This is a genomic window from Flagellimonas rhodophyticola, assembly GCF_049332665.1.
GTDB lineage: Bacteria > Bacteroidota > Bacteroidia > Flavobacteriales > Flavobacteriaceae > Flagellimonas.
In genome coordinates this window covers 1828098-1854437 of the sequence record NZ_CP186326.1, presented here as the reverse complement: position 1 = coordinate 1854437, position 26340 = coordinate 1828098, and the positions used below count along the sequence as shown (strand labels likewise).

At 44.8% G+C, this 26340-nt stretch carries 20 protein-coding genes; 9 read left to right on the top strand and 11 right to left on the bottom strand.

The window, feature by feature from the left end:
* Positions 1–52: 52 nt before the first annotated feature.
* Complete coding sequence (locus tag ACOKFG_RS08300; protein WP_298794773.1) at positions 53–454, bottom strand: hypothetical protein; 402 nt, start codon at positions 452–454, stop codon at positions 53–55.
* Positions 447–1025, bottom strand: a complete 579-nt coding sequence (locus ACOKFG_RS08295; RefSeq protein ID WP_299488784.1) for a sigma-70 family RNA polymerase sigma factor — start codon at positions 1023–1025, stop codon at positions 447–449. The genes ACOKFG_RS08300 and ACOKFG_RS08295 overlap by 8 nt, the downstream gene beginning before the upstream one ends.
* Positions 1026–1158: 133 nt before the next feature.
* Here ACOKFG_RS08295 and ACOKFG_RS08290 point away from each other — a divergent pair, with 133 nt between their 5' ends.
* Together ACOKFG_RS08290 and ACOKFG_RS08285 are read left to right on the top strand one after the other, a co-directional pair.
* Positions 1159–1509, top strand: coding sequence for a DUF6249 domain-containing protein (locus tag ACOKFG_RS08290; protein ID WP_298794771.1), 351 nt, complete (start codon positions 1159–1161; stop codon positions 1507–1509).
* A 62-nt stretch (positions 1510–1571) separates the two neighbouring features.
* Positions 1572–2204, top strand: a complete 633-nt coding sequence (locus tag ACOKFG_RS08285; RefSeq protein WP_299488787.1) for an MOSC domain-containing protein — start codon at positions 1572–1574, stop codon at positions 2202–2204.
* 51 nt (positions 2205–2255) lie between these two features.
* Here the strand turns inward: ACOKFG_RS08285 and ACOKFG_RS08280 are convergent, their stop codons facing one another.
* Positions 2256–2606: a hypothetical protein gene (locus ACOKFG_RS08280; RefSeq protein WP_299488790.1), complete on the bottom strand. Its 351-nt coding sequence runs from the start codon at positions 2604–2606 to the stop codon at positions 2256–2258.
* A 211-nt stretch (positions 2607–2817) separates the two neighbouring features.
* On the opposite strand from ACOKFG_RS08280, the gene ACOKFG_RS08275 reads away from it, so the two are divergent.
* Together ACOKFG_RS08275 and ACOKFG_RS08270 are read left to right on the top strand one after the other, a co-directional pair.
* On the top strand, positions 2818–3687 hold the full coding sequence (locus ACOKFG_RS08275) for an AraC family transcriptional regulator (RefSeq protein WP_299488793.1): 870 nt from the start codon (positions 2818–2820) through the stop codon (positions 3685–3687).
* Between the two features lies 1 nt (position 3688).
* Positions 3689–4285 (top strand): alpha-ketoglutarate-dependent dioxygenase AlkB family protein, encoded by a 597-nt coding sequence (locus ACOKFG_RS08270; RefSeq protein ID WP_422861053.1) that lies wholly within the window; start codon positions 3689–3691, stop codon positions 4283–4285.
* Here the strand turns inward: ACOKFG_RS08270 and ACOKFG_RS08265 are convergent, their stop codons facing one another.
* Positions 4286–5053, bottom strand: coding sequence for a S1/P1 nuclease (locus ACOKFG_RS08265; RefSeq protein WP_299488799.1), 768 nt, complete (start codon positions 5051–5053; stop codon positions 4286–4288).
* Between the two features lie 168 nt (positions 5054–5221).
* Between ACOKFG_RS08265 and ACOKFG_RS08260 the strand changes: the two genes are divergently transcribed.
* The 5 genes from ACOKFG_RS08260 (at position 5222) to ACOKFG_RS08240 (ending at position 11346) form a co-directional block, all read left to right on the top strand.
* Positions 5222–7423 (top strand): DUF5916 domain-containing protein, encoded by a 2202-nt coding sequence (locus ACOKFG_RS08260; protein ID WP_299488802.1) that lies wholly within the window; start codon positions 5222–5224, stop codon positions 7421–7423.
* A 1-nt stretch (position 7424) separates the two neighbouring features.
* Positions 7425–8222 carry an HAD family hydrolase gene (locus ACOKFG_RS08255; RefSeq protein WP_299488805.1) on the top strand — a complete coding sequence of 266 codons (798 nt, stop codon included), beginning with the start codon at positions 7425–7427 and terminating at the stop codon, positions 8220–8222.
* Positions 8223–8258: 36 nt separating this feature from the next.
* The gene (locus ACOKFG_RS08250; RefSeq protein WP_299488808.1) at positions 8259–9521 is read left to right on the top strand and encodes a DUF819 family protein; all 1263 of its coding nucleotides are present in this window, start codon (positions 8259–8261) and stop codon (positions 9519–9521) included.
* A gap of 139 nt (positions 9522–9660) precedes the next feature.
* Positions 9661–10545, top strand: a complete 885-nt coding sequence (locus ACOKFG_RS08245; RefSeq protein WP_422861052.1) for a tetratricopeptide repeat protein — start codon at positions 9661–9663, stop codon at positions 10543–10545.
* Positions 10546–10653: 108 nt separating this feature from the next.
* Entirely contained in the window at positions 10654–11346 is a 693-nt protein-coding gene (locus tag ACOKFG_RS08240) for a DUF4369 domain-containing protein (RefSeq protein ID WP_298794760.1), read from the top strand.
* A gap of 10 nt (positions 11347–11356) precedes the next feature.
* Here the strand turns inward: ACOKFG_RS08240 and ACOKFG_RS08235 are convergent, their stop codons facing one another.
* The 7 genes from ACOKFG_RS08235 to ACOKFG_RS08205 all read right to left on the bottom strand — a co-directional run bounded on the left by ACOKFG_RS08235 (position 11357) and on the right by ACOKFG_RS08205 (position 26223).
* Positions 11357–11629, bottom strand: coding sequence for a hypothetical protein (locus ACOKFG_RS08235; protein WP_298794759.1), 273 nt, complete (start codon positions 11627–11629; stop codon positions 11357–11359).
* A gap of 25 nt (positions 11630–11654) precedes the next feature.
* Entirely contained in the window at positions 11655–12617 is a 963-nt protein-coding gene (locus ACOKFG_RS08230; RefSeq protein WP_299488812.1) for a type I phosphomannose isomerase catalytic subunit, read from the bottom strand.
* Between the two features lie 9 nt (positions 12618–12626).
* Complete coding sequence (locus ACOKFG_RS08225) at positions 12627–13034, bottom strand: 6-carboxytetrahydropterin synthase (RefSeq protein WP_299488815.1); 408 nt, start codon at positions 13032–13034, stop codon at positions 12627–12629.
* Positions 13031–13564: an isopentenyl-diphosphate Delta-isomerase gene (gene idi, locus ACOKFG_RS08220; protein WP_298794757.1), complete on the bottom strand. Its 534-nt coding sequence runs from the start codon at positions 13562–13564 to the stop codon at positions 13031–13033. Before idi ends, ACOKFG_RS08225 begins: the two co-directional genes overlap by 4 nt.
* 71 nt (positions 13565–13635) lie before the next feature.
* Positions 13636–14562: a PorP/SprF family type IX secretion system membrane protein gene (locus tag ACOKFG_RS08215; protein ID WP_298794756.1), complete on the bottom strand. Its 927-nt coding sequence runs from the start codon at positions 14560–14562 to the stop codon at positions 13636–13638.
* 28 nt (positions 14563–14590) lie between these two features.
* The gene (locus tag ACOKFG_RS08210; protein WP_422862170.1) at positions 14591–16612 is read right to left on the bottom strand and encodes an Ig-like domain-containing protein; all 2022 of its coding nucleotides are present in this window, start codon (positions 16610–16612) and stop codon (positions 14591–14593) included.
* Positions 16613–16638: 26 nt separating this feature from the next.
* The gene (locus tag ACOKFG_RS08205; RefSeq protein WP_422862169.1) at positions 16639–26223 is read right to left on the bottom strand and encodes a beta strand repeat-containing protein; all 9585 of its coding nucleotides are present in this window, start codon (positions 26221–26223) and stop codon (positions 16639–16641) included.
* Positions 26224–26340: the final 117 nt, after the last annotated feature.

Here is a 26340-nt window from a genome sequence, read left to right as displayed (position 1 = left end):
TAAACAAAAAAGGCCCGTCAGTTGACGGGCCTTTTTTCTTGTTATCAACGGTTTAAACCAACCTTCGGTTGAAGAATCGTTTTAGCAATAAGGTTTGGAAATATATCATTACTCCAAAAGTCCCTATCGTATACATTAACTTTTTTGACAATTGAACTTGCCCAAATCTATCATTAATCCAGCTGTTTGCTTCAGTAAATGAGGAAAAGTAGTTTCCCACATTTGTATCGAGTTCGCCTTCGGATTGGATTACATAAAAAATCAAGCTGCCAAAAACTATTGCCCAAAGCAAGAAAGCTCTTTTTGTAATCAACGGTTTAAACTTTAGTTTAGCTTCCCTAGCTGACTTAGCCTTTGCAACCACCATTTCGGTGAAATTATCGGAAGGTTTTTCCAACGGGGCCTCCTCCATCAGACTATTGATCAATTTTTCCAAATCTTTATCCTCATTCATAACTTCTTATGGTTTCGGGTTTTAATTGTTCTTTCAAAATTACAGCCAACCGCTTTCTTGCCCTGAATAATTTAACCTTTGCTGTATTCATGCTCAAGTTTAACGTGCTTCCCAATTCATTCAAACTTTGCTCCTCAAAATAAAAAAGGGTAAGAATTGCAGCATCTGCTGGGTTTAGTTTTTGAATACATTTTTTTATCATTTCTGATTTCTCCTGCTTCAGCATAGTATCAAGAGCATTGTTCATCTCAACTACTTGATAATTGCTAACCTCTGTTATCGGCACTGAGTTTTGTCCAATTTTATTCTTTTTAATACGGTCCAAACATGTATTATAAGCTATTCTGTAAATCCATGTCGATAACTTAGAATCTCCTTGAAAGCTTTTAAGTGACTTAAAAATCTTAATAAAGGAGTCTTGTGCAACCTCCTCAGCTTCCTCCCTATTTTTTAGCATCCGAAACGCCACCGTAAACACCAAGTCCTTATAGCTATCCACAAGTTTTGCGAATTCTTGTGAATCACCATTTACAATAGCGACTATATCAGGTTGGTTTACGATAGCATTCATTTTACGGTTTGACGACTATAAGCAACTGGAGGTTACATTAAAAATAAAAAATATGTCCCAAGTGTAACCTTACTAAAAAATCTGTCGTCTTAGTTTTCAAAGAGTTTATTAATCAATTAAAAAAACAATCAAAATGGAAGGAATATTAATCCCAATCAGCTTTTTCTTGGTAATGTTTGCAATTACCTATTTATATTTCTCAACTAGAAACAAGGAACGCCTTGCCTTAATTGAAAAAGGCGTGGATGCAGGTATTTTCTTTAAAAGTAAAGGAGAATATGATATTCCAACTTGGAAAATAGTGTTAATCAACTTCGCCGTGTTATTGATAAGTGTAGGCGTAGCTATATTTTTGGCATCAGCTCTAGTAAATACATTTGACCTGGACGAAGAAGTAGCCTATCCCGGAACCATCTTCTTAATGGCTGGTATTGGTCTTCTGGTAGGTTTTACCATGACCAAACGTCTGGAGAAGAAAGATTAAAATCGCTTTAAAATCTTTATGCAAACCACCTTTTTCAAGGTGGTTTTTTTTAGCTTTATATCATGAAGATTATTTCAACAAACATAGGGGAACCTACTTCAATAACATGGAACGGGCAGCAAACCACAACAGGAATTTTCAAAAAACCAGTTGATGAACCCATAACCCTGGAAACGGAGAGCGTTGTCAAAGACAACATTAGCGATCGAAAAGTACATGGAGGAATCTATAAGGCCTGTTATCTTTTTTCCTCGGACCATTACCCGTATTGGAAAGAAAAATATCCACATTTGGATTGGAATTGGGGCATGTTTGGTGAAAATCTTACCGTCGAAGGAATGGATGAAGCCGAATTAAAAATTGGAAGTATTTATAAATTAGGGTCAGCCCTCGTACAGATTAGCCAACCAAGGGAGCCGTGTTTTAAACTCGGAATTAAATTTGGTACCCAAGATATTCTTAAAGAGTTTGTTGATCATGGCTATCCAGGAACTTATGTAAGAATATTGGAAGTTGGAGAGGTAAAGACCGGAGATATCATGGAGTTAAAAGAAGAGAGTAAAAATACACTTACCACCAAACAGTTTTACGAATTACTCTTCTCCAGAAAAAAAGATAAAGCTATTGTGGAAATGGCCTTAAAGAACGAGGCTCTGCCCGCCTACAAACGGGAACGCTTAAAGCGTTTTGTATAAAAAAGGGCCCCGAAGGGCCCGATTGAATCGAATTTCAATAAACTAAACTAACTATTTTACTACCATTGTTGTTTTGTAGGTGCCAGTGGCATCAGTTACAACAAGGGTATAATCGTCTTCAAAAGCTTTTTCAAAATTGAAAGCCTTCTCAATAACAAATTCTCCTTTAATTGATTCCTTATAGACCAATCGGTTTTGACTGTCGTATATTTTTAGTTCTACCTTATCCTGGGATAGGTTCAAAAGGTTCATCAAGATCTTTTCACCTTTTTTTACAAATACGGGATCAAGTTCAACATTGATTACCCTTCTTTCTACCTCGCTTTTTGCAGGTCCATTGGCAAATCCCATAGTTCCTAATAAGAGTGCCGCTACTGTAACATAGTTAAAAACTGATTTCATAACGCTTCGTTTTTTTAAGATTACAGTACAAATGTATGTCGGGTTTTCACTGCAAACCACCACCAGATTTTCCAATTTATATGGAATATTAACTAGCATTCAATGTTAAAATAATATTAAGGTTAATATACCATAGATTATTGGTAATTTTGCATAGAAGAAGGGATAATTACGTACCTAACTTTGTTTACTATTGATTAAATTGAATGCAATGGTTCAAAAACCTGCTTTTGAAGCTATAGCCCCTGATTTTGGCAACTCATTTACCTATCAAAAGTTCAGTGAGCGAAACGAAAACACAGGTAGAAGTTGGCATTACCATCCCGAATTGGAGTTGGTATACATTAATGGTGGTTCTGGGAAACGACAGATTGGAAGTCATGTTTCTTATTTCATGGATGGGGATTTAATTCTGATTGGCTCAAATTTGCCGCACTGCGGTTTTACGGATAAGCTTACTGGTAATAAAAGTGAGACATTGATACATATGAAGATGGATTTTTTGGGAAATGATTTTTTCAAAATCCCGGAAATGAAAAATATCCAAACCCTTTTTGAGATGGCCCAAGGTGGAATCGCCTTCTCAGGCAAAACCAAAATGAAGGTTGGGGAAAAGATGGAGGTCTTGGAATATCAAACCGACTTTCAGCGACTTTTATCCATTTTGAACATTCTGAATTTATTGGCAACCTCAAATGAAATGAATGTCCTCAACGCGGAAGGTTTTTCTATGGAAACGGAAGTAAAAGACAACGACCGTATCAATGTTGTATTCAATCACATAAAGACCAACTTCAAGGAGGAGATCAGCTTAGCAGAAATCTCGGATATGGTAAGCATGACAGTGCCATCTTTTTGTAGGTATTTCAAAAAAATCACCAATAAAACCTTCACTCAATTTGTGAACGAATATCGGTTGGTACATGCATCCAAGCTTTTAGCAGAGCAACCCATGAGTATTACCCAAGTATGTTTTGAAAGTGGATTCAATAATTTCTCCCATTTCAACAAGTCTTTCAAGGCTTTTACGGGGCAAAATCCTTCTGAGTATAGAAATCAATTAAAAACGGTTCTTCAATAGAATGGGATTATTCTCGGAAAAAATTGTTTTGGATTTAGTTGATTCAGATATCACATATTTTCCGAATTTCTTTAGCGCAGAACAGGCACGGCGGCACTTTGAGTCTCTAGCACAGTCTATTCCCTGGCAACAAGATAAAATTAAGGTCTATGGAAAGGTTCACGACCAACCAAGACTCACTGCTCTTTTTGGAGATAATAAAAGATCCTATTCGTATTCGGGCATTACCATGCATCCGCATCTGTTTACTCCAGAACTGCTTCAGATTAAAAATGCGATTGAAAAAGAGGCGGATACAACATTTACCACATGTCTCTTAAATTACTATCGCGATGGGAAAGATAGTAATGGTTGGCATGCTGACGATGAGAAAGAATTGGGCATAAATCCAATTATAGCATCTGTTTCTTTGGGAGCAGAACGCTTTTTTCACCTCAGAAACAAAGCCGATAAGAGTCAAAAACATAAGATTTTGCTTGAAAATGGAAGTTTGTTGTTGATGAGAGGAAAAACTCAACATTGCTGGCAGCACCAACTTCCCAAAACTTCGAGGGCTATAGATGGTAGAATCAACCTAACTTTTCGGATTATCAAGTAATCAATCAAAAAGGTCGTTCAGTACCTTGGCCAAACGCAGCCCTCCTTTTTGCAATTGGGAGAAAAGCACCTTGTTATATTCATATCCGTATTTATAACCCAATTTTTCTCCTACTTCAACAGATTCATAAAGCTCTCCACATATTTCGTGCGATTCTTGAACCCAATCGTAAATCGTTCCTTCTTGAATTTTCTTTACTTCCTTCCTGGAAATTTGGTTCAACTCATTTCCCAATTCAGTATAAGTCATTCCGTAGGAAACAATCAGATTTTTGTCCCATAGTCTATGCAGGTTTGTTCCTTCACCAAACCATTGTACTTGAATACTGTTTCCTCCTTTGTCCTCGGCCCTACTGGCATGCATTGGCTGATGCAGATCACCTATTAAATGAATGAGCATTTTTAAGTAAAATACCCTATCCTCGCGTTTTCTATTCTTATCCTTGACAATTCGGGTACATTCTTCAATACCAACAATTAAATCACCAAATTGACTCTTCTCCGAATCCTCGTACCGAACATCCAAGGGATAGTTCACAAAATGCCACCCAAAAAATTTAGAGAACGACCTATCCGCCTTTATTTCATCCGCAAAGGTTGAGACAAATGCCAAACTATGCCCATCTAAAAGATCCTTAAGAGCTCGCTTTGCCTTTCCTGTCAAATGACTTTCTGCAATATGGCCTGTGACTCTATGCCCCGTTTTTCCCCAATAATTTGCCGAAACGAAAAAGGGTATTAGTAAAAAGAATAGGAAGGCTTTTCTCATAATTCTCAATTTGTTCAAATGTAGAAAACTGACCTCAATTACCATGTAAAATTTATATCAAATTACGAACCTAACCATTGTGTTAAAAAAGTTGAATTTATTAGCATCTTTTGGGATTTTTTTAACGAACCTTCGACTTAAATTTGGACAGCTAACTCAAATTAACCTATGTCGAAACTTCGTTGTGTACTTGTTGCATCACTATTTCCATTCATATTTTTTGCCCAATCACCAGAAAAGTCATTCGTTGTCAAGTACATAGACCAACCTATAAAGTTGGATGGCGTATTGGACGAGTCTGTTTGGGAAACAGCAGACAGCGCTCATGATTTTCAGCAAAACTTTCCTTCCGATTCTATTTTTGCAACTCAAAAAACAGAAATCAAAATGCTCTTTGATGATACTACCCTGTACATCGGAATCAAACAGGATACCCGAGGAGACGACTATATTACACCATCATTGCGTCGTGATTACAGAGCTGGTGGTAATGACAATATTAGTTTGCTTTTTGACACTTTCAACGATGGAACAAACGCCTTCCTTTTCGGCATCAATCCTTTGGGCGTAAGACGCGAGGCCCTTATTTCAGGCGGAGGTAATGACTTTGCCAATTTTGTGACTTCATGGGATGTCAAATGGAGAGGTGAATCCAAAATTTATGACAATTACTACACATCTGAATTGGCGATTCCCCTTACTTCATTTAAATTTCGCGAAGGTGAGACCAAATGGCGATTCAATAGTTATCGATTTGATATGCAGGCCAACGAGCGTAGCACTTGGGTAAGGGTTGCTCAAAATCAAATCATAACGAGTTTGGCTTTTATGGGTGACATGCATTTTGAGAAACCTTTGGGTAAATCTCGCACGCCACTGGCCATAATACCCTATGTTAATGCAATTTCTGGCAGAGATTTTGAAAATGAAGTTTCCGCCAATGATATAAAGGTAGGTGGTGACGCCAAGGTGGCCATAGGCAACGGAATGAATTTGGACATCACCCTTAATCCTGATTTTTCGCAAGTCGAGGTTGATAATTTTATCACCAATCTCACACGTTTTGAAATTTCATTACCGGAGAGACGTCAGTTTTTTATCGATAACAATGACCTTTTTGGAAATTTTGGTGGTCGCCGGGATGCAAACCCCTTCTTTTCTCGAAGAATTGGAATTGCTAAGGATACCGCGGACAATACCATCGAAAATAGAATTATCGGTGGTGTCCGATTAAGTGGAAAACTTAATAAAAATCTTCGCCTCGGTGTTTTAAATATTCAAACGGAAGAAGATGCTGCCAATGAAATAGCCTCAAATAACAATATGATGTTCACCTTGCAACAGAAAGTATTCTCAAGGTCAAACATTGGCATGTTCTTTATCAACAGACAATCATTCAACAACCCCGATTTTCTGGATGAAAGCGAAGAATATAATCGTGTGGTTGGGGTAGATTATAACTTGGTTTCAGCGGATAATATTTGGCAAGGAAAGGTCTATGGCCATAAATCATTTCAACCAGATGATAGTGAGGGGAATTTCTCTGGAGGTGCATTTTTAGGGTTCAATACAAGAAAATATGGGTCTTTTTTGGATGTTGTATACATCGATGAAGAGTTTACTTCAGATTTGGGCTTTGTACCCAGAACTGACATCTTCAAGGTAGCAGGGAATATTAATCGGAATTTTTGGCCAAAGAAGAAAGGAGCCATAAATAACCACGGTCTTGAGCTTTTTATGATCAATACATGGCGACCTAATCTGGATTATCAGCATACAGATCGTCTAATCAATCTAGGATGGGGTGCCGATTTCAATAATTTATCTGAATTAGAGGCCACCTTGTCCAACCAGTTCATCTTTCTGACCGATGAATTTGAACCGACCGGGAAAGATGATGCCATTCCTCTTCCTGCAAACACAGGATACCATTTTAACGCTGTACGGTTGGAATTCAGATCAGATCGCAGAAATGTTTTATCCTACGGTTTTGAACCGTCGTTTGGAGGATTCTTTAATGGAACCAGGTATTCAATGGAGGCATTTTTAAATCTAAGAATACAACCAAAGGTTAATATGTCAATGAATTTAAACTATGACCGTTTAGAGTTACCGGCTCCCTATTCCCAAGCGGATATTGTGCTTATTGCACCCCGTGTGGATATTACCTTTAGTAAATCCGTTTTTTGGTCAACCTTGGTACAGTATAGTAATCAACGTGACAATTTGGGCTTCAATTCGCGCTTACAATGGCGTTTTGCTCCACTTTCGGATTTATTTTTAGTCTATAATGACAATTATTTTGTGAATACCTTTATGCCCAGAAATAGGTCTATCAATTTGAAGCTTACCTATTGGCTAAACATTTAGGATGAATTTTAAAATACTTTGTTCGGATCTGGATGGAACACTACTATCCACAAAAAACGATGTTTCCGAATTTACTATTTCCCAGATCAATCGCATTAAACATAGCACCCGAATTGTTTTGGTTTCAGCACGTATGCCCAAGTCAATCACCTATCTTCAAAAACGAATGGGTATTGAAGAAAATCCAATAATAGCCTACAATGGGGCATTGATTTTAGATCAAGATAAGGTACTAAGTAATTCTAATATCGCTATTTCCAAAATCTTGGCTCTTCATGCGCTATGTGAAAATCAAAATATTCGTTTCGGACTTTACAGGCACGATGATTGGTTTGTTTCTGAAACGTCGGAAAGGGTAGAAAAGGAAATTTTCAATACAAAGGCAACTCCCATTTTTGAACCAACAATGACCACTTTGGAAAGATGGAAAAAAGAAGACTCTGGGGCCCATAAATTAATGCTCATGGGCAACAAATCAAATATGGATGAGCTAGAGGTCATTTTAGATAAGGATTACGCATCCGAAATGAATTGTTACCGATCCAACGACACCCTAATTGAGATTGCACCTAAATCATCTTCAAAACTTGCCGGTATAAAGACAATTTTAAGATCTAATGAATCTTTAAACGATGTAATCGCTTTTGGTGATAATTACAACGATGTGGAAATGTTACAAAGTGTCGGTTACGGAGTCGCAGTTGCCAATGGGCGAAAAGAAGCCAAGGAAGCAGCAAATAAGATAACCCTGGCCAATACGCAACATGGAGTGGCTCAATTTATTCAAGACCATTTTTGATTTTCCTATATTTGAAACCACCACTATTTTAATACTATGGACCAACTGCCATTTTCCGAAGACACCATAATCTTCGCTCTTCTTTGCCTCTGTCTGGGTTTTGTTTTTTATACCTCTTCCATAAAAAAGGGGTTTTGGAAAAAATTCTACGCTGTAGTTCCTACAGTACTTATGTGCTATTTATTACCTGCCATTCTCGCAAGTACGGGAGTTATTGATGAAACCAAATCTCAGACATACTATATTGCCAGTCGCTATTTATTACCTGCTGCCCTTATTCTAATGACGCTTAGTATAGATCTAAAGGCGATTGCAAATCTTGGTTCAAAAGCTTTGATAATGTTCCTAACAGGTACAGCTGGGATAATCATTGGTGGTCCTGTGGCTATTCTTATCGTTTCCATTTTTTCTCCGGAAACGGTAGGTGGAAATGGTTTTGATGCGGTGTGGCGTGGTCTTTCTACTATTGCTGGCAGTTGGATTGGCGGTGGAGCTAATCAAGCAGCTATGTTGGAGGTTTTTCAATATAACCCAAAGGAATTCTCAAAAATGGTATTGGTGGATATTGTAATGGCAAATCTATGGATGGCCATACTTCTTTTAGGAATAGGAAAGACCAAAAAAATTGATAAATGGCTAAAAGCTGATACCTCATCCATTGAAGAACTAAAGGAAAAAGTGTCTACACATACAGCTAAAATTGCAAGGGTAACTTCTCTTCATGATTTTATGATGATGCTACTTTATGCTTTTGCTGGAGTTGGAATCGCCCATTTTTTAGGACATCACTTTGCTGACTTTTTGGAAAACAATTTTGAAGTCATCCGGAACAAAGAAAAAATACTGTCATCCCTAGGTTCCAAATTTCTTTGGATGGTTGTCTTCGCCACTGCAATCGGCATTGGCCTTTCTTTTACCAAGGCTAAAAATTATGAAGGAGCTGGTGCCAGTAAAATTGGTGGTATGTTCATTTATATTTTGGTGGCAACCATTGGAATGAAAATGGATTTGGGTCGAGTAATGGAAAATCCGGGTTTAATTTTGGTAGGACTTATTTGGATTACTATTCATGCGGGTCTCTTGATTTTGGTTGCCAAACTGATAAAAGCACCTTATTTCTTCCTTGCGGTTGGAAGCCAAGCCAATGTTGGAGGTGCAGCCTCAGCACCGGTAGTGGCCGCAGAATTTCATCCCTCCTTGACTTCTGTTGGAATTTTATTGGCCGTCTTTGGTTATGTTGTAGGTACAGCAGGCGCTTATTTATGCGCTTTGTTGATGGAAGTAGCTTCAACAATGTAATCTTTTGCAAAAATAGTCTTTTGGTCGATTCATCAATCCAAAACCTGCATCCGTAAAACACCTTTCCTTATAAGGTAATTCATGACCTACCTTGGTCAATAGGACACGACTGTTGTATCTCAGTTTTCACTATTGTACCATGGACGGCACCAAATTCATATCAAATAAAAGTAAGGCGACAAGTGTATTGTATTTCCTTATATATGCCGTGGCTTGCTTTGTTTATTGGCAATCCTCTACAAATAATCATCAAACAAACGATTCTTGGGCAGATATCCATGCCATAGCTGTAGACCATCCTCTTGTATATGTAAATACAAAAGATTTGTTGAAATCGGCGATGGAACACAATCCAAACAATATACAGTTACGCTCCACTTTGGAAGCAGTACAAAAATTAGAAGTCGCTACTAAAACTTTGGACTATCAGTTAAGTGTTTCCTGTCAACAACAACCTGACAACGCAACTCACCTAATCAATCACGCTAAGTTTTTAATTGAGCAAGGAAAGTATACCGAAGCAGAGGAACATTTGATAAAAGCGATAGCAATTTCACCCACCTTTGGTAAGTCTGAAATCTTACTGATGAAAATATATCATCATTCAGAGAATTGGAATCAGCTTCAAAAATTGGCACTCGAGGTTTCAAGAACCAAAACCAACATGCTTGTTGCAAAAAGGTACTTGAAGATTGCCAAAAAAAAAGAAACTGTAATCAACATTTTGGAAGAAAATCTAAGGAACAACTCCACACCTCAAAACCATTTGATGCTTAGCAAAGAACTCTACAACACTAAACGGTTTGCTGAATCTTTGCACCATGCGCGTCTGGCTCTTCAAATGAAAAAGAATTTTTCCAACGCACGGTTAATGTTAGGGTTGGCTTACCATAAACTTGGACAGAAACAAAACGCAATAAAAGCCTTGAAACCTGGATTACAATTTAATTCCGAGCTTCAATTGATACAGCAAAAATTGTCCTCCTTGGAATATTCCTCGAATACTGCTCTAGCTTATCAATGAATTTCTTCATTCTTTATCCACTTTAAAAAGAACATTATTACATTCAATTCGAATAGATTTGAACTAATTCGATAAATATTTTGATATTTGCCACGCAAAAATTTCAAAATGAAGAGGATTTTATTTCTATTAGGTCTAACAGTGTGTATTGCATCATGTGATTCGAAGACAGATAGCACTATGACCGTTTCGGGTAATATTAAGGGGCTTAAGAAAGGAACATTGTACTTGCAGCACTTTAAAGACTCAACTCTAGCTGCTCTGGATTCATTGGAAATTGAGGGAGATGGTAACTTTGTTTTTAATCAAGAAGTCCAAAGTCCTGAAATATTTTATCTATACCTAAAAAAGCAGGACGAAAACGATCTGAATGATCGTATCATATTCTTTGGGGAACCAGGGGAAATCACCATAAACACTTCATGGAACACTTTTGATATTGATCCTGAAATATTTGGTTCGGAGAGTCAGGAAAAGTTTGAAGAATTCAATACAATGATTTCCAATTTCAACATTAAGGAACTGGAGCTAATGCAGCTAACCCAGTCTGACGAGAACGGAGTGGAGCCTATTTCATTGGATTCTGTTCAAAAATTGATTGATCGCAACATCATTGCGCGGTATCGGTACATGCTCAACTTTGGACTAACCAATGCAAATTCACACGTAACACCATATGTCTTGTTGACGCAGGCAAATGATGCAAACCCTAAGTACTTAGATTCTATTTACGGTACATTGTCCGAAGAAGTGGCTGCTTCCAAGTATGGAATAGCTCTTAAAACCTATTTAGAAAAATAAAGAAATCGTTCTAGTTGGAGAGCTTGTTCAGCTTTTCAATCAGCTTAGTGGCCTTATCTTCAAGTTGAACACGAATATCTTTAAAGTGGGCTTTATTATTATCCACATCTTTCTGGTGAATTTTACCCATTAGGTCATCAAATACTGAAATAGCATCGTCAATAATAGCAGAACCCTCTTTTGAATCGGCATTGTTAGAACCCGCTTCCCATAGGTAAACCGCTTCGATAATATCTCCTAAAACAAAATTGACGTCTTTCTTTAAATCACGAATACTTGCCATGCTATATTTTTTATCAAAGGTACTATTAAATGGTAACTTCTAAAAGTTTTGCCCCTCCAGTACTTATTTCAATAAAGTTACTGGAAGCCGCCACTAAAACGGTCTGGCCTGTTTTTATATTGGTATTACCCCAATCATTTTTAATGTCAGCCTCCCCTCCTACACACATAAAAATTGTAAATGAATCTCGTTGAGATACATCTTGACGTACCGTGCTGGTAAGGTCCAAAATGTTGGTTTTAAAATATGGACAATCCACCATTGTATTTACTTTATCAAGCTCCGTGGAATAATTTACCTTAAAATCGTCCTTTTTAGAATAATCTATGGCGTCAATCGCCAGTTGGGTATGCAATTCTCTTAAATTACCATCCTTATCCCTACGATTGAAATCGAATACCCTATAGGTGATATCCGAGGTTTGCTGAATTTCGGCTAGCAAGACCCCAGCGCCAATGGCATGAATTTTTCCCGTATTAATGAAGAAGGTATCTCCTTCGGAGACTTCCTCATAATTCAATAAGTCAAGCAAAGCGTCATTTTCTAAACTCTCTACATATTCCTTTTTATCAACATCTTTGTTGAAGCCTACAATAAGTTTTGCACCCGGATCCGCATCCATCACATACCACATTTCGGTTTTCCCAAAAGAATTATGTCGCTCCTTCGCCAATTTATCGTTAGGATGGAGTTGGATGGACAAATCTTGTTTTGCATCTATAAACTTGATAAGTATGGGAAAATCACTTCCAAAACGCTCAACCACACTTTTTCCAAGTAAATTTTCTGCATTATTGGATATCAAAGTTTTTAACGAAGTGCCTTTAAGCTCACCTTCGGATACTTCGGAAATATCACCTTCTACACCAGAAAGCTCCCAACTTTCTCCAGTAATATCGCTTTCTATTGGTTTTTCAAGAACATCTTTCAGTTTGGTTCCTCCCCAAAGGCGTTCCTTTAGGATAGGTGTAAATTTTAAGGGATACAAGGTCATTTTTTAGCCAGAATAGGTTACAAAGTTACGAGGTGTTTCATAAAGCACCACCTCCAATTTATTGGTTTGGTTAATATGTGGTCTAAGTTTGTTCCAGATAACCACTGCAATATTCTCGGCAGTTGGGTTCAAATCCTTAAACTCTGGAACATCAGTATTTAAGTTTTTATGATCCAAGGCTTCCTCCACATGTTCTTTAATCAGGTCTTTTAGCACTTTAAGATCCATTACAAAACCAGTTTCTGGGTCTATCTCTCCTTCAACACTTACAATAAGGTCATAATTATGACCGTGATAGTTGGGATAGCTGCACTTGCCAAAAACCTGGTGGTTCTTTTCTTGATTCCAATCTTTACGGAAAAGTCTATGTGCAGCATTAAAACTGGCTTTTCTGCTAACCTTTATGCTCATAGTTGTGAATTAGCCTTGGTTAAATGGTCATAAAAGCGTTCAAAAATAATTTTGAACCATGCCGTGTATTGATCTGGGTTTGCGGCAATGTCATTTTTGATATCGGAAGGGTACATCCACTTCCATGCTTCCACCTCTTCTGGATTTATACTTGGAGCGTCCTCATAACTTCCCATCATCACATGGTCCAGCTCATGTTCGGTCAGACCATTATCGAAGGGCGCTTTATAAATGAATGAAAATAGTTCTTTAAGCTCCGTTTGAAAGCCCATTTCTTCTTGCAATCTTCTTTTTCCAGCTTCAATATTATTCTCTCCTTCTCTTTGATGACTGCAGCAAGTATTCGTCCATAGCAATGGGGAATGATACTTATCCTTTGCTCTTTGCTGCAACATTGTCTGCCCTTTGTTATTCATAACGAACACTGAAAAAGCTCTATGCAGAATAGCTTTTTCATGCGCTTCGAGTTTGGGCATTAAGCCAATGGGTTCATCGGCTTCATTGACCAAAATCACATTTTCCTCTTTCATAAGGCAAAAATATGACGTTTGTCAGGAATTATGCAGAAGTAAGGGCTAAAATGTTCTTAAACTCGTGGGTACTAAAAAAATCGTGGAGATTTTAGATTTCCTACATTTTTCAGAAAATCATACCTCATAATAATCTCAATCGAACCATCATTGAAAGTGGTAGCACCCAAATCAGTAATCTCTCGATCATAGGCTAATCCAATGAACATCTCATCGGATATACGGAATCCGACCAAACCACTGAATGCAGCATCCCAGCGATAGGCAACTCCACCAATGAATTTTTCATTGAACATAAAATTCGCAGAAATATCAGCTTGCAAAGGAGCTCCTTGCACCATTTTGGCTAAAACGGTCGGTTTAAATTTTAGAAATGGGTTTAAGTCCCAAACATACCCAGAAATCAAATACCAGTTCACCTGCTCTTTGGCCGTTGAGAGTGAAGACTCGTCAAAATGGGTAGTTTCCAATAGTCTTGGCGCGGATATACCAGTGTAAAAGCGTTCTGTATGATAGTATACCCCAGCTCCTATATTAGGTGAAAATTGATTCAAATCACCTTGATTTAGCTGTCCATCAATTGCAAACTCATCAAGTTCTGAATATCGGATATCCAACATATGGGCACTTGCTTTTAGACCAAAACTAAGTTTCCCATCAACCGATGTGCGGATGGTATATGAAAAATCCACGTCGAAATAGGTTTCTGAAGTAGGTCCAATCTTGTCATTAATAACGGAAAGTCCTAGACCAACACCCCTGTAACCAAGCGGTGTATGTATATTTAAAGTTTGGGTCTCAGGTGCCCCATCAAGTCCCAACCATTGATTTCTATAGAGACCAGCAATACTTAAGTGACCTCTTGAACCGGCATATCCCGGGTTGACACTCACAGTATTGTACATATACTGGGTATATTGTGCATCTTGCTGCGCTTGGACCGTTATGCCAAAACCAAATGCTACAACTGTTATCAGTAATCTTATTCTCTTTGTCATATCCATTCTTTCCACAGTGCGATAATCTTTATCTATTAATATATAGGTAACCAGAAAGTTGATTCATGTTCCCATTAGGGTCTTCATAATCTATGATGTAGAAGTATGTTCCCACTGGCAACTTGTTGTCCTTGTTCACTGTTACTCTTCCTTCGGAAGTGCCGTCAAAGACATTTCCATTGGTATTGTATGCTCTGGTCATATAGACCTGCACACCCCACCTGTTGTAAATTTTTACTGTGTTGTTTGGATAATCTTCTAAGTTATTGATGGTAAGTACATCATGCACTCCATCACCGTTTGGCGTAATTACGTTTATAACATCGATTGGATCTACTTGCGTTGGTCCAAGGTCTGGATCTAAATAGTTTGGTATTCCATCTCCATCAGAATCGTCGTTTGCATAGTTTCCATCTAGATCTATGTCTTCATCTATAGTTTCAATACCATCATCATCATCATCAGAGTCTCTATAATCCAATTCCCCGTCTGTATCGGTATCCATTAAATTGGTGCTTGGGTCGTTTATCTCGTCATTAACATCAATGTCGATTGCTGTGCTTCCTTCGTAAGCATCATCAAGACCATCATTATCTTTGTCCGAACCTGTAAGGGTTACATCCGCGATTCCATCTTGATTTCGGTCATTACCTTCAACATTATCTGGAATATTGTCGTCATCACTGTCTTCATCCACATAATCAGGAATTCCATCACCTTCTGTGTCCACAGGGATTAAGCCGATATTGCCACCATTTTCATAAGCATCATCCAATCCATTATCATTGGCATCAACTAAACTCGGTGGTATATATGTTAAGGTAGGTTGTGCTTCAACATTGTCAGGTATACCATCATTGTCACTATCAATGTCCAAATAATCAGGTATGCCATCCACATCTGTATCGGTAGGATTTGTACTTGGGTCATTATCATTATCCGTATTCAAGTCCTCAAAACTGTCTACAATACCGTCATTATCAGCATCCAAGTTAACAGAAGGAACGTTCACGAGGATAGTCACGGTAGCCGTACTACAATTTCCGCTGGTATCACAAATGGTATAATCGAACGAATCTGGACCTAGATACCCTGGATTTGGTGTATAAGTCACAAAATCATCGGATGGATCAGTTGGAGTTCCATTATCGTTGATAACCACTGCCCCATTCGTTGGAGCTGTATTTGTTAATGTCCCAGAAGTTGGTAAATCATTATCATTGGCCAATATGTCGATGTCAATAGACACATCTTGGTCTGTGGCTACGGAATCATCAAATGCATCCACAATAGGCAATACATCTACTGTTACTGTAGCAGTACTGCAAGCTCCAGTCGATGTGCATACGGTGTAATCAAAAGTATCGGTTCCGTTGAAATCGGCATTTGGAGTATAGGTAACTATATCATCTGAAGGGTCGTTGGGAGTCCCATTATCAGTAATAGATATCGTTCCATTTGCTGGATTTGTAGTAGTAAGTGTACCCGTGGAGGGTAAGTCAGAATCATTATCATAAATTGGAACAACGACCGAATTATCTTCATCAGCGGCGATTAAGTCATCAACCAACGTAGCAGCTTCAATCATACAAACCACCGTGAAACGGGGAAGTTGACTTGCGTTTCCTGCTTTGGTAATGGTTGCCGTATATCTGGCAACTGTTGATGTGCTAGTCACAGTAGGCCGGGTTTGATCTCCTGTTAAGGTAGGGCTCCAACTAACCGTAGCTCCTGAGGGAATACTTGCTGAAATATCCAAAGTCACCTCATTATCTGGAGCTCTACAATCTGTTAAAATGAAATAACCCGTTGCGTTGGAACCACATAGTGTTCCATCATAGGTTGCAAAATACACTCCTGGTTGTGTTGCCTCATAAAAGGAATTAGTTCCTAGCACCGTTCCCAAATCGGAAGCTTCAAACCATTGGTAATTGCTCTCATCTCCACCACTGGGAGCTTGAAGTAAAAACTGGGCGTTCACAGCTTTAATTCCAAAAAGGAGCGTGAGCAACCCTATAAATAAAGACTTATGTAAAATGTTTGATTTCAATTTTCTTATCTAGTCTTTATTATTTATTACTTAACTACAAATACTACATTGATCAAGGAGTTATAATCTGCCGGAGCACCAATAATATCATACTCCATCATACCAGCTGCATCGATCTCTACATTAGCAAATACCGTATTATCAAAAAATGTAACGTAATAATAGAGTTGACCCGATGCATAAGTTGGTAACGCTGCTGGAGCTTCATCCGCCCCTCCAACATCACTTCTTACCATTGGGCTTCCAAATTGTGCTGTATATTGGGCATATAAATCGATGGTCTCATTTAAAATTGGTGTTCCAGTATAAGCTGATACATCTATAGCTATTGATGGAGGATAAAAGATTCTTCCTGCTGTGGCCGTTATCTTTGTGATATCTGCCATCGCATCATCTACCGTCTCCTCTGAAACGCCATCACCATCTACATCCAAATCTGCCATTTCAAAAGACGCACCTCCGTCTGCTCCAACAGTAAGTTCATTATTTGTATCTGTACTTACAACATTTGCCGTTTCCGGTGTTCCACCATCTTCGTCAGTATAGCTAATTACACCTGTTGTAGTACTTTGAGATAAAGATGTTACAGTCTCATTAATATCAACTGCTGTTATACCAGCTTCTGAAATTGTTGCAATACGGTTCCCGGCTACTGTATTTGTAACACTTACGTCATCATCTGCTACTGCAGCCAATTCCGCATCCGTGGCGAAGGTCCCGTCAAGGTCCTGGCTCAGGGTTCCACCTGCATCCGTCACAGTTATGGAAGTGCCAGTCAGGCCAACCGCTGTGTTCAGTTCGTTCGTCGGGTCCGCATCCGCATCGTCCGTATTGAGGGCCACAAGCTCCGCATCCGTGGCAAAGGTACCGTCAAGGTCCTGGCTCAGGGTTCCGCCTGCATCCGTAACCGTTATCGAGGTGCCCGTTAGGCCGACCGCAGTGTTGAGTTCGTTCGTAGGGTCGGCATCCGCATCGTCCGTGTTCAGTGCCGCAAGCTCCGCATCAGTGGCAAAGGTACCGTCAAGGTCCTGGCTCAGGGTTCCGCCTGCATCCGTAACCGTTATCGAGGTGCCCGTAAGGCCGACCGCTGTGTTCAGTTCGTTCGTGGGATCGGCATCGGCATCGTCCGTGTTCAGTGCCGCAAGCTCCGCATCCGTGGCAAAGGTACCATCAAGGTCCTGGCTCAGGGTTCCGCCTGCATCCGTAACGGTTATCGAGGTGCCCGTAAGGCCAACCGCTGTGTTCAGTTCGTTCGTAGGATCGGCATCGGCATCGTCCGTGTTCAGTGCCGCAAGCTCCGCATCCGTGGCAAAGGTACCGTCAAGGTCCTGGCTCAGGGTTCCGCCTGCATCCGTAACGGTTATCGAGGTGCCCGTAAGGCCAACCGCTGTGTTCAGTTCGTTCGTGGGGTCCGCATCCGCATCGTCAGTATTGAGGGCCGCAAGTTCCGCATCCGTGGCAAAGGTACCATCAAGGTCCTGGCTCAGGGTTCCGCCTGCATCGGTCACCGTTATCGAGGTGCCCGTAAGGCCAACCGCTGTGTTCAGTTCGTTCGTGGGGTCCGCATCCGCATCGTCAGTATTGAGGGCCGCAAGTTCCGCATCCGTGGCAAAGGTACCATCAAGGTCCTGGCTCAGAGTTCCGCCTGCATCGGTCACCGTTATCGAGGTGCCCGTAAGGCCCACCGCTGTGTTGAGTTCGTTCGTGGGGTCCGCATCGGCATCGTCCGTGTTGAGTGCCGCAAGCTCCGCATCCGTGGCAAAGGTACCGTCAAGGTCCTGGCTCAGGGTTCCGCCTGCATCGGTCACCGTTATCGAGGTGCCCGTTAGGCCCACCGCTGTGTTGAGTTCGTTCGTAGGATCGGCATCGGCATCGTCCGTGTTCAGTGCCGCAAGCTCCGCATCCGTGGCAAAGGTACCATCAAGGTCCTGGCTCAGGGTTCCGCCTGCATCGGTCACCGTTATCGAGGTGCCCGTTAGGCCAACCGCTGTGTTCAGTTCGTTCGTGGGGTCCGCATCCGCATCGTCAGTATTGAGGGCCGCAAGTTCCGCATCCGTGGCAAAGGTACCATCAAGGTCCTGGCTCAGGGTTCCGCCTGCATCGGTCACCGTTATCGAGGTGCCCGTAAGGCCAACCGCTGTGTTCAGTTCGTTCGTGGGGTCCGCATCCGCATCGTCAGTATTGAGGGCCGCAAGTTCCGCATCGGTGGCAAAGGTACCGTCAAGGTCCTGGCTCAGGGTTCCGCCTGCATCGGTCACCGTTATCGAGGTGCCCGTTAGGCCCACCGCTGTGTTGAGTTCGTTCGTGGGGTCCGCATCGGCATCGTCCGTGTTGAGTGCCGCAAGCTCCGCATCCGTGGCAAAGGTACCGTCAAGGTCCTGGCTCAGGGTTCCGCCTGCATCGGTCACCGTTATCGAGGTGCCCGTTAGGCCCACCGCTGTGTTGAGTTCGTTCGTAGGATCGGCATCGGCATCGTCCGTGTTCAGTGCCGCAAGCTCCGCATCCGTGGCAAAGGTACCGTCAAGGTCCTGGCTCAGGGTTCCGCCTGCATCCGTAACCGTTATCGAGGTGCCCGTTAGGCCCACCGCTGTGTTGAGTTCGTTCGTAGGATCGGCATCGGCATCGTCCGTGTTCAGTGCCGCAAGCTCCGCATCCGTGGCAAAGGTACCGTCAAGGTCCTGGCTCAGGGTTCCGCCTGCATCCGTAACCGTTATCGAGGTGCCCGTAAGGCCAACTGCCGTGTTCAGTTCGTTCGTGGGATCGGCATCGGCATCGTCCGTGTTGAGGGCCGCAAGTTCCGCATCCGTGGCAAAGGTACCGTCAAGGTCCTGGCTCAGGGTTCCGCCTGCATCGGTCACCGTTATCGAGGTGCCCGTAAGGCCAACCGCTGTGTTGAGTTCGTTCGTGGGGTCCGCATCGGCATCGTCCGTGTTGAGTGCCGCAAGCTCCGCATCCGTGGCAAAGGTACCGTCAAGGTCCTGGCTCAGGGTTCCGCCTGCATCCGTAACGGTTATCGAGGTGCCCGTAAGGCCAACTGCTGTGTTCAGTTCGTTCGTGGGGTCCGCATCGGCATCATCAGTATTGAGGGCCGCAAGTTCCGCATCCGTGGCAAAGGTACCGTCAAGGTCCTGGCTCAGGGTTCCGCCTGCATCGGTCACCGTTATCGAGGTGCCCGTTAGGCCAACCGCTGTGTTGAGTTCGTTTGTAGGATCCGCATCGGCATCGTTTACATTATCCGTTCCAGTGAATGTAATAGGTCCGCCATCTCCATTATCAAAGGTATACGTACCATCAAGATTATCTGTAAGTGCAGATTTGTTGATTGTCTGTGGAGCTCCTGATTCATTTGTATAGGTGAAGGTACCATCACTATTGTCCGCAATATTGGTGATGGTCTCCGAAATGGTCACAGAGGCTACATTCAGGTACAAAGCTCCATCTGTACCAGAAGCAAGGTCATTGTTGGCATCTGTACTGATAAGCGATGTTGAAAGGGTGCCTCCTGCATCCGTTACTTCTACACTACCTGCATTCATACCAACGGCGGTATTCAGTTCGTTCGTGGGGTCGGCATCTGCATCGTCCGTGTTGAGTGCCGCAAGCTCCGCATCAGTGGCAAAGGTACCGTCAAGGTCCTGGCTCAGGGTTCCGCCTGCATCCGTAACCGTTATCGAGGTGCCCGTAAGGCCAACCGCTGTGTTCAGTTCGTTCGTAGGATCGGCATCGGCATCGTCCGTGTTCAGTGCCGCAAGTTCCGCATCCGTGGCAAAGGTACCGTCAAGGTCCTGGCTCAGGGTTCCGCCTGCATCCGTAACCGTTATCGAGGTGCCCGTTAGGCCGACCGCTGTGTTCAGTTCGTTCGTGGGATCGGCATCGGCATCGTCCGTGTTCAGTGCCGCAAGTTCCGCATCCGTGGCAAAGGTACCGTCAAGGTCCTGGCTCAGGGTTCCGCCTGCATCCGTAACGGTTATCGAGGTGCCCGTAAGGCCAACCGCTGTGTTCAGTTCGTTCGTAGGATCGGCATCGGCATCGTCCGTGTTCAGTGCCGCAAGCTCCGCATCCGTGGCAAAGGTACCGTCAAGGTCCTGGCTCAGGGTTCCGCCTGCATCCGTAACCGTTATCGAGGTGCCCGTAAGGCCAACCGCTGTGTTCAGTTCGTTCGTGGGGTCCGCATCGGCATCGTCCGTGTTCAGTGCCGCAAGCTCCGCATCCGTGGCAAAGGTACCGTCAAGGTCCTGGCTCAGGGTTCCGCCTGCATCCGTAACGGTTATCGAGGTGCCCGTAAGGCCAACCGCTGTGTTCAGTTCGTTCGTGGGATCGGCATCGGCATCGTCCGTGTTCAGTGCCGCAAGCTCCGCATCCGTGGCAAAGGTACCATCAAGGTCCTGGCTCAGGGTTCCGCCTGCATCCGTAACGGTTATCGAGGTGCCCGTAAGGCCAACCGCTGTGTTCAGTTCGTTCGTAGGATCGGCATCGGCATCGTCCGTGTTCAGTGCCGCAAGCTCCGCATCCGTGGCAAAGGTACCGTCAAGGTCCTGGCTCAGGGTTCCGCCTGCATCCGTAACCGTTATCGAGGTGCCCGTAAGGCCAACCGCTGTGTTCAGTTCGTTCGTGGGGTCCGCATCCGCATCGTCAGTATTGAGGGCCGCAAGTTCCGCATCCGTGGCAAAGGTACCATCAAGGTCCTGGCTCAGGGTTCCGCCTGCATCGGTCACCGTTATCGAGGTGCCCGTAAGGCCAACCGCTGTGTTCAGTTCGTTCGTGGGGTCCGCATCCGCATCGTCAGTATTGAGGGCCGCAAGTTCCGCATCGGTGGCAAAGGTACCGTCAAGGTCCTGGCTCAGAGTTCCGCCTGCATCGGTCACCGTTATCGAGGTGCCCGTTAGGCCCACCGCTGTGTTGAGTTCGTTCGTGGGGTCCGCATCGGCATCGTCCGTGTTGAGTGCCGCAAGCTCCGCATCCGTGGCAAAGGTACCGTCAAGGTCCTGGCTCAGGGTTCCGCCTGCATCGGTCACCGTTATCGAGGTGCCCGTTAGGCCCACCGCTGTGTTGAGTTCGTTCGTAGGATCGGCATCGGCATCGTCCGTGTTCAGTGCCGCAAGCTCCGCATCCGTGGCAAAGGTACCATCAAGGTCCTGGCTCAGGGTTCCGCCTGCATCGGTCACCGTTATCGAGGTGCCCGTTAGGCCAACCGCTGTGTTCAGTTCGTTCGTGGGGTCCGCATCCGCATCGTCAGTATTGAGGGCCGCAAGTTCCGCATCCGTGGCAAAGGTACCATCAAGGTCCTGGCTCAGGGTTCCGCCTGCATCGGTCACCGTTATCGAGGTGCCCGTAAGGCCAACCGCTGTGTTCAGTTCGTTCGTGGGGTCCGCATCCGCATCGTCAGTATTGAGGGCCGCAAGTTCCGCATCGGTGGCAAAGGTACCGTCAAGGTCCTGGCTCAGGGTTCCGCCTGCATCCGTAACGGTTATCGAGGTGCCCGTAAGGCCAACCGCTGTGTTCAGTTCGTTCGTGGGATCGGCATCGGCATCGTCCGTGTTCAGTGCCGCAAGCTCCGCATCCGTGGCAAAGGTACCATCAAGGTCCTGGCTCAGGGTTCCGCCTGCATCGGTCACCGTTATCGAGGTGCCCGTTAGGCCCACCGCTGTGTTGAGTTCGTTCGTAGGATCGGCATCGGCATCGTCCGTGTTCAGTGCCGCAAGCTCCGCATCCGTGGCAAAGGTACCGTCAAGGTCCTGGCTCAGGGTTCCGCCTGCATCCGTAACCGTTATCGAGGTGCCCGTTAGGCCCACCGCTGTGTTGAGTTCGTTTGTAGGATCCGCATCGGCATCGTTTACATTATCCGTTCCAGTGAATGTAATAGGTCCGCCATCTCCATTATCAAAGGTATACGTACCATCAAGATTATCTGTAAGTGCAGATTTGTTGATTGTCTGTGGAGCTCCTGATTCATTTGTATAGGTGAAGGTACCATCACTATTGTCCGCAATATTGGTGATGGTCTCCGAAATGGTCACAGAGGCTACATTCAGGTACAAAGCTCCATCTGTACCAGAAGCAAGGTCATTGTTGGCATCTGTACTGATAAGCGATGTTGAAAGGGTGCCTCCTGCATCCGTTACTTCTACACTACCTGCATTCATACCAACGGCGGTATTCAGTTCGTTCGTGGGGTCGGCATCTGCATCGTCAGTGTTGAGTGCCGCAAGCTCCGCATCCGTGGCAAAGGTACCGTCAAGGTCCTGGCTCAGGGTTCCGCCTGCATCGGTCACCGTTATCGAGGTGCCCGTTAGGCCAACCGCTGTGTTGAGTTCGTTCGTGGGGTCCGCATCCGCATCGTCAGTATTGAGGGCCGCAAGTTCCGCATCGGTGGCAAAGGTACCGTCAAGGTCCTGGCTCAGGGTTCCGCCTGCATCCGTAACCGTTATCGAGGTGCCCGTTAGGCCAACTGCCGTATTCAGTTCGTTCGTAGGGTCCGCATCCGCATCGTCCGTGTTCAGTGCTGCAAGTTCCGCATCCGTGGCAAAGGTACCATCAAGGTCCTGGCTCAAGGTACCGCCTGCATCGGTCACCGTTATCGAGGTGCCCGTTAGGCCCACCGCTGTGTTGAGTTCGTTCGTCGGGTCCGCATCCGCATCGTCCGTGTTCAGTGCCGCAAGTTCCGCATCAGTGGCAAAGGTACCGTCAAGGTCCTGGCTCAGGGTTCCGCCTGCATCCGTAACCGTTATCGAGGTGCCCGTTAGGCCAACTGCCGTATTCAGTTCGTTCGTAGGGTCCGCATCCGCATCGTCCGTGTTCAGTGCCGCAAGCTCCGCATCCGTGGCAAAGGTTCCGTCAAGGTCCTGGCTCAGGGTTCCGCCTGCATCGGTCACCGTTATCGAGGTGCCCGTAAGGCCGACCGCTGTGTTCAGTTCGTTCGTGGGGTCCGCATCGGCATCATCAGTATTGAGGGCCGCAAGTTCCGCATCCGTGGCAAAGGTACCGTCAAGGTCCTGGCTCAGGGTTCCGCCTGCATCGGTCACCGTTATCGAGGTGCCCGTTAGGCCCACCGCTGTGTTGAGTTCGTTCGTAGGATCCGCATCGGCATCATCAGTATTGAGGGCCGCAAGTTCCGCATCCGTGGCAAAGGTACCGTCAAGGTCCTGGCTCAGGGTTCCGCCTGCATCGGTCACCGTTATCGAGGTGCCCGTAAGGCCCACCGCTGTGTTGAGTTCGTTCGTGGGGTCGGGATCTGCATCTGGAGAGGCATTACCTCCTACTTGTGTCCAAGCTGCTCCGTCCCATACATATAATTGTCCTGTTGTGGAATCCACGTAGGTCTCACCTATATTACTGGCTGTAGCTCCTGTAACTGCAGGAGTACCAGCTCCTATCTGTGATAATTCGTTCGTAGGGTCGGCATCGGCATCGTCCGTGTTCAGTGCCGCAAGCTCCGCATCCGTGGCAAAGGTACCGTCAAGGTCCTGGCTCAGGGTTCCGCCTGCATCGGTCACCGTTATCGAGGTGCCCGTTAGGCCAACCGCTGTGTTGAGTTCGTTTGTAGGATCGGCATCGGCATCGTCCGTGTTCAGTGCCGCAAGTTCCGCATCCGTGGCAAAGGTACCATCAAGGTCCTGGCTCAGGGTTCCGCCTGCATCGGTCACCGTTATCGAGGTGCCCGTTAGGCCAACCGCTGTGTTCAGTTCGTTCGTGGGGTCCGCATCCGCATCGTCAGTATTGAGGGCCGCAAGTTCCGCATCGGTGGCAAAGGTACCGTCAAGGTCCTGGCTCAGGGTTCCGCCTGCATCCGTAACCGTTATCGAGGTGCCCGTTAGGCCCACCGCTGTGTTGAGTTCGTTCGTGGGGTCCGCATCGGCATCGTCCGTGTTGAGTGCCGCAAGCTCCGCATCCGTGGCAAAGGTACCGTCAAGGTCCTGGCTCAGGGTTCCGCCTGCATCGGTCACCGTTATCGAGGTGCCCGTAAGGCCCACCGCTGTGTTGAGTTCGTTCGTAGGATCGGCATCGGCATCGTCCGTGTTCAGTGCCGCAAGCTCCGCATCCGTGGCAAAGGTACCGTCAAGGTCCTGGCTCAGGGTTCCGCCTGCATCCGTAACGGTTATCGAGGTGCCCGTAAGGCCAACTGCCGTGTTCAGTTCGTTCGTGGGATCGGCATCGGCATCGTCCGTGTTGAGGGCCGCAAGCTCCGCATCCGTGGCAAAGGTACCGTCAAGGTCCTGGCTCAGGGTTCCGCCTGCATCCGTAACCGTTATCGAGGTGCCCGTTAGGCCGACCGCTGTGTTCAGTTCGTTCGTGGGATCGGCATCGGCATCGTCCGTGTTCAGTGCCGCAAGTTCCGCATCCGTGGCAAAGGTACCGTCAAGGTCCTGGCTCAGGGTTCCGCCTGCATCCGTAACGGTTATCGAGGTGCCCGTAAGGCCAACCGCTGTGTTGAGTTCGTTCGTGGGATCGGCATCGGCATCGTCCGTGTTCAGTGCCGCAAGCTCCGCATCCGTGGCAAAGGTACCGTCAAGGTCCTGGCTCAGGGTTCCGCCTGCATCCGTAACGGTTATCGAGGTGCCCGTAAGGCCAACTGCTGTGTTCAGTTCGTTCGTGGGGTCCGCATCGGCATCATCAGTATTGAGGGCCGCAAGTTCCGCATCCGTGGCAAAGGTACCGTCAAGGTCCTGGCTCAGGGTTCCGCCTGCATCGGTCACCGTTATCGAGGTGCCCGTTAGGCCAACCGCTGTGTTGAGTTCGTTCGTGGGGTCCGCATCCGCATCGTCAGTATTGAGGGCCGCAAGTTCCGCATCGGTGGCAAAGGTACCGTCAAGGTCCTGGCTCAGGGTTCCGCCTGCATCCGTAACCGTTATCGAGGTGCCCGTTAGGCCAACTGCCGTATTCAGTTCGTTCGTAGGGTCCGCATCCGCATCGTCCGTGTTCAGTGCTGCAAGTTCCGCATCCGTGGCAAAGGTACCATCAAGGTCCTGGCTCAAGGTACCGCCTGCATCGGTCACCGTTATCGAGGTGCCCGTTAGGCCCACCGCTGTGTTGAGTTCGTTTGTAGGATCCGCATCGGCATCGTTTACATTAAGTACTATAGTACTGCCATCATCTATACTTATATTTCCTGCCGTACCATCGGTACTAATATCTTGATCATCGGTATCTATCAATGCAGCAATATCAGCCAAGGCTACCGCAAAGGTATTGGTGTCAGAATCGGTAATAACCAAATTTGTATTGGTCGCATCTATTCCAAAAGAGGTAATTGTTGTATTTGTATCCGTTAACGTATCACTTAGACTACTTAAATCAACATTCACACTTCCTCCATTTTCCAACGTCAATGTCAAATCGTTGGTTGCTCCGTTGAAGGTGAATCCGGTAAGTTGTTGGTCATCTGTGGAAGTTAATTCCCAAGAATCTCCATCCCAAAAAAAGATTGTTCCAGTGCTGGTGTTCACATATAAATCTCCAGCATCTGCGCCACCTGGGGCAACAGCTCCTGGACTCGATACAGCTGTACCACTCAATACTTCGCAATTGCATTGATCTTGCAATGTTACCGTGGTTTGTGAATACGCAAATCCAGAGAAAAATAGAAGCGTAACGACTATAATGCTCTTTTTCATGAGGTTAACGTTAAATGACATTGTCGGCATGTGTTTTATGTAATCTTTTATGCTTATTCTACGCGTAGCGTCTCCATGTTCAGAAATTTGAACACTACTACACTTTACAAAATTACC